A 1,148-nucleotide genomic window follows, 5' to 3' on the forward strand; every position below is an offset into this window, starting at 1 on the left:
CGGGCTCGCTCACCTCGTCGCGGGTGGACGGTCTTTCGCCCTGGAGGCGAAACCCCTATTTCCTGTCCTGCTCCGCAGGAGTCCGATTCCTCCCCGGCCTGAAGGCCGGGGCATCCTCGGAGGAACCCGGTGAAACTGCGGGCAGCGTTGCCCGATCTTGGTGGCTAATTCCAACTGCCTTGCGAAGGCGTCACGTTGGTATGCGCTGGCTGGGCTTCGGCTTGATCGTGGGCTCGTCTGTGTGCCAGGGGGGCAGTGTGGCGAGGGAACGGTGGATCATGATCGCTGCTGATCACTCGTGGTTTCGGATCGGAGCGTGTCGTGTCGGTGCAGCCGCAGCCGCAGCCTTGGCCTGAGCCGGATCCGCAGATCGCGGCGGCGGTGCGGGCGATGTACCGGGGCCGGCGGGAGCACCCGCTGGCGGTGCAGGTTCGCGACCGGCTGGGTGAGCTGTTCCCGGATGCTGCCTTCGCCGACGCGTTCGGACGGGTGGGCAAGCCGGGCTGGTCGCCGGGCCGCCTCGCGCTGGTCACGGTGCTGCAGAAGGCCGCGAACCTGACCGACCGGCAGGCCGCTGACGAGGTCAGGGAGAACCTGCCCTGGAAGTACGCGCTTGGGTTGACCCTGGACGATCCAGGCTTTGACCACAGCGTGCTGTCGGAGTTCCGCACTCGCGTCGTCGAGCACGCCTTGGAGGAGCGAGCACTGGACCTGCTGCTGGAGCGGCTGCGAGCTGTGGACCTGGTGCAGGCCGGGGGGGCAGCGCACCGACTCCACGCACATCGTGGCCGCCGTGCGGGACCTGAACCGGCTCGAGCTGGTAGGCGAGAGCATGCGCGCGGCCTTGAATGCATTGTCTGCAGCTTGCCCCGACTGGGTCGACCAGGTGCTGGTCGTCGAGGACTGGAGCCGCCGCTACGCGGACCGGATCGACACCTGGCGCCTACCCTCCTCCAAGGTCAAGCAGGATGAACTCGCGCTCCACTACGCCAGCCACCCCTCGACCGGGCCAGCCACAGCCATCTCGCTCGGCTCCAACTTGCCCTTGCCGCATAAGAGGTCGCGCGGATAGGCGCGGTTGGGGACACCGGCAACAGAACGGGCACAGGTCCCGGTGATCATGGAGTTGCGACGCTCTGTGATCACTG

General features: G+C 67.6%; 1 protein-coding gene. It reads left to right on the top strand.

The window, feature by feature from the left end:
• Positions 1–321 precede the first annotated feature (321 nt).
• A complete protein-coding gene (locus ABZ904_RS51330) occupies positions 322–972 on the top strand; it encodes a transposase (protein WP_361831247.1) in 651 nt (216 codons plus the stop codon).
• Positions 973–1,148 lie beyond the last annotated feature (176 nt).

The organism is Streptomyces sp. NPDC046900 (genome assembly GCF_040644975.1).
Taxonomy (GTDB): Bacteria; Actinomycetota; Actinomycetes; order Streptomycetales; family Streptomycetaceae; genus Streptomyces.